The sequence below is a fragment of the Sphingomonas segetis genome (assembly GCF_009720245.1).
GTDB lineage: Bacteria > Pseudomonadota > Alphaproteobacteria > Sphingomonadales > Sphingomonadaceae > Sphingomicrobium > Sphingomicrobium segetis.
Genome location: NZ_WJSQ01000210.1, coordinates 1 through 3498 on the forward strand (window position 1 = coordinate 1; position 3498 = coordinate 3498).

The following is a 3498-nucleotide window of genomic DNA, read 5'->3' on the forward strand; positions in this document are numbered from 1 at the left end:
CGCGGCCGTTCGTCACGCCGGCGCCGCTCCCGCCGCCGCCTCCGCCGCCCGGCGCGGGCGGGATGTCGCAGAACGAGCCGATCGGATTCGAAAAGGATTACGGCCATGTCCTCTAGGCGCCTGTGGATCACGGCGGCGGCGGCGGCCGCACTCGCGGGGTGCAACACCGCCAACTCGCACATCGGCGACGAAGCCGCGAGCTTCGGCGAGGCGATGAAATACGATGCCGCGATCCAGACCATCAACCCGGCGCCCGTCTATCCGCCCGAGGCGTCGCAACCCGGCGACAATGGCGAAAAGGGCGCGGGCAACGTCCAGAAGTACCGCAAGGGCCAGGTCAAGGATGTCCAGACGATGGAAACGACCTCCGGCGGCGGCGGCGGACAGCATTAGGGATGCACACGCATGAGGCGCTCGGTTCGAACCCTGTGGAGGAATGCTGACGGCGCCGTCGCGCCGACCGTAGCCCTGTCGCTGACGGCGCTCATCGCGGTCGGCGGGATCGCCTTCGATTACGCGCGCATGGCGAGCCTTGACTCGGAATTGCAGAATGCCGCGGACCAGGCGGCGCTCGCTGCCGCGACCCAGCTTGACGGACTGACGAACTCACGCGTCCGGGCGACGGCCGCAGCCAATCAGATCGTCAGCAACTTTTCGCAATTCGTGAACACGGGATCTGACCGGTCCCTCGCGGTTTTCACCGTCGCCTATTGCAGCGCATACGATGACAGCGTCGCCAACAACCCCGCCGATCCGCCGTCGGCGCCGACAGGCTGCACGGTCGCAACCAGCGACGCCGACGCGAAGGTCGCGGTTGTCACCATGGCTGGCAGGCGCGCGCAGTTCGCGTTTACGCCGATCGTCGGCGCATCAAGCAGCGGCGATTTGTCGGCGCAAGCCGCGGCGACGATGGAGTCGGCCATCTGCAAGGTCCCGCCGGTCATGCTTTGCAACCCCAGCGAGCCGGTCGGCAATCAGGACGAATTACTCGACTTCAATCCGCCCCGTGGAGTCGGACTCAAGCTCGTCACTGGAAGCGCGTCGGTCCCGGGCAATTTCGGCTGGCTTGAATCAGGCCTCGGCAACGGCTCATCGGCACTGGCGGGCGAGCTCGGTTACAATGTTCCCAAGGGGCCCTGCCAGGCGATCACCGGCGTGACGACGAAAACCGGCATGGACACGTCCGTTCTCAATGCGTTCAACACGCGCTTCGATGTCTACGCTAACGGGAACCAGACGTGTCCGAGCCAGGGCGGCGGCACATGTTCGCCGGCGCTCAATACGCGCAAGGACCTGGTGTGCGACACGCAAAACGGAACCAGTTGCAAGAACAAGGCGAACTGGACGCCGGTCATCTACGATCCGTATTGGGATAGCGACTCGAACGGAACGAAGGAGCTTGCGGCGCTCCCCACCAATGGTTCGCTGGACCCGGCGATCATGGGCTATCCGCACGACCTCTGCCACTCCAGTCTTCAAAGCAGGTACACTTGCGGCATCGTTGGCAGTGGTACCTGGGACCGTGACGCATATTTTCGCGTCAACTACGGCTGGACCCACGACCAGTGGGTTGCGAACACTGGCCTGCCCACGAATGCCGCCCGATATGACGTCTACAAGTGGGAACTCGCCCACCCCAATGGCACAGGCACGAAGGGGATCGATTTCCCTCAACCCGTCGCATCGCAAGCGGCATTTTCGCACCCCGCCAGCGGCAATGGAGCAGGCGTCGGGGAAAGCGCCAGTCAACCCGACCGGCGGACGATTGCGGTCGCGGTGCTGAACTGCCGGGCGCTCAATGCCCACGGCAAGACGGTCGACGTGCCGGTACCGAGCTGGCTCAAGGTCTTTCTCGTCGAACCGGCGATCAAGCGCGGCAGCGGCTCCAACCTTTATTCCGACACGAAGGATATCTACGTCGAGTTCATCGAGAAGTCGAAGGCGCAAGACGACCAATTTTCCGAGGTGGTACGCCGCGACGTGCCATATCTGATAAAATGAGGACTTTTCGTGAGCTGTTGCGGGACAATCGCGGAGCCGCGGCGGCGGAGATGGTGCTGGTCATCCCGTTTCTCCTCGCGCTGATGATGGGCTCGGTAGAGCTCGGCAATTATTTCTACAATGAGCACAAACTTGTGAAGAGCGTCCGCGATGGCGCCAGGTACGCAGCGCGACAGCGGTTTTCGAACTATACCGACTGTACCGGCGAGGTCCCGACGCGGGACACGGCCGATACGGTGTTCGAAAATACCGAGTTGGTCGTGCGCAAAGGCAGTCTCGATCCCGCAGCACAGGACCTGCTTCCCAATTGGGACAGTGCCAACTTTTCCGCGACCATGACGTGCCTGTCCGAGCTAGATGACGGCAGCGGCGGCAACTACGCGTTCGGCGGCCTATATGCGAACGTTCAGGCTCCAACCGTCCTGGTCACCGTAACCCTTCCCTATCGGTCCGTAATTGGGACGGCGTTCGGGTTTTCCGGGTTGGGCCTCAACTTGTACGCAGCGCAAAGCGCTGCAGTGATGGGGTTCTGATGCAACGCCGGCTAATTACTGAATGTGGCGGCTCAAGCTCGGCAGAGTTCGCGCTTGTGGTGCCGCTGCTGCTCGTATTGCTGTTCGGCGTAATCGACGGTGGCCGCTTCCTCTGGGACATCAATCGAGCTGAGAAGGCAACGCAAGTGGGCGTTCGTGTCGCTGTCGTGACTGACCTGGTTCCGAGTGGACTGGCAGCAGAGGATTACCTCGATCAGACAATCGACGGAGTGACGCTGACCCAGGGCGATGTCATTCCGGCGGGAGCCCTTGGCGACATTCAATGCAGCCGAACGGCATGCAACTGCATCAGCGGGCTGTGTCCTGACGACGTCGGCACGCTGGATACCGCTACGTTCGACAATGTCTTTCTGCCCAGGATCAAGGCCATGTATCCGGCCGTGCAGGCATCGAACGTGGTGCTTCACTACACCGGATCCGGCCTTGGCTACGCAGGCGATCCTCACGGCTCGCAAATCTCTCCTGTGGTCACGGTGCGGCTAACCGGGCTCCAGTTTCAGCCGATAACGAGCCTGTTGTTCCTGACACTCGATCTGCCGGACTTCCGCACATCGTTGACTGCGGAAGACCTGAGCGGCTCAGCTTCGAATTGAGGACCCAGACGTGAGCGTGATGACACCCAACGAGACGGCCCTCAACTGGAAGGCCAACAAGCGCGAGCAGGCGGTGCATTTCTACCTGAGCGGCGCCGACGGCGATGCGGCGGAGCTCGCGACCGCTCGGGTCGCCGGCTTCCCGGTCAACCTCAGCATCCTGCCGACCTCGGACTGGATCAACCCGGAAGAGCTTGCCGGCGCCGCGGCGGCGGTCGTCCAGGTCGATGCCGACAGCGCCGCGTCGGTGAAGCGCTTCCAGAAGCTCGCGGCCGCGACCGAGACGCCGCTGATCGCCGCCTCGTTCGAGCCGCCTCTGGCGCTCGTCCGGTCGCTGATCCGCTCCGGCG

At 63.2% G+C, this 3498-nt stretch carries 5 protein-coding genes; all 5 read left to right on the forward strand.

Annotated features, from left to right (window positions below; genetic code table 11):
* The first annotated feature begins 105 nt into the window (after positions 1 to 105).
* Complete coding sequence (locus GH737_RS13715; RefSeq protein WP_155265346.1) at positions 106 to 393, forward strand: hypothetical protein; 288 nt, start codon at positions 106 to 108, stop codon at positions 391 to 393.
* Between the two features lie 12 nt (positions 394 to 405).
* On the forward strand, positions 406 to 2001 hold the full coding sequence (locus GH737_RS13720) for a pilus assembly protein TadG-related protein (RefSeq protein WP_155265347.1): 1596 nt from the start codon (positions 406 to 408) through the stop codon (positions 1999 to 2001).
* Entirely contained in the window at positions 1998 to 2534 is a 537-nt protein-coding gene (locus GH737_RS13725) for a TadE/TadG family type IV pilus assembly protein (RefSeq protein ID WP_155265348.1), read from the forward strand. The genes GH737_RS13720 and GH737_RS13725 overlap by 4 nt, the downstream gene beginning before the upstream one ends.
* Complete coding sequence (locus GH737_RS13730; protein WP_155265349.1) at positions 2534 to 3148, forward strand: TadE/TadG family type IV pilus assembly protein; 615 nt, start codon at positions 2534 to 2536, stop codon at positions 3146 to 3148. The genes GH737_RS13725 and GH737_RS13730 overlap by 1 nt, the downstream gene beginning before the upstream one ends.
* A gap of 10 nt (positions 3149 to 3158) precedes the next feature.
* On the forward strand, positions 3159 to 3498 hold a 340-nt coding region (locus GH737_RS13735), incomplete at its 3' end, for a hypothetical protein (protein WP_155265350.1).

Excerpts from the sequence above, each read along its gene's own strand:
- GH737_RS13715 (WP_155265346.1), top strand. The coding sequence starts at position 106 with ATGTCCTCTAGGCGCCTGTGGATCACGGCGGCGGCGGCGGCCGCACTC.
- GH737_RS13720 (WP_155265347.1), top strand. The coding sequence starts at position 406 with ATGAGGCGCTCGGTTCGAACCCTGTGGAGGAATGCTGACGGCGCCGTC.
- GH737_RS13725 (WP_155265348.1), top strand. The coding sequence starts at position 1,998 with ATGAGGACTTTTCGTGAGCTGTTGCGGGACAATCGCGGAGCCGCGGCG.
- GH737_RS13730 (WP_155265349.1), top strand. The coding sequence starts at position 2,534 with ATGCAACGCCGGCTAATTACTGAATGTGGCGGCTCAAGCTCGGCAGAG.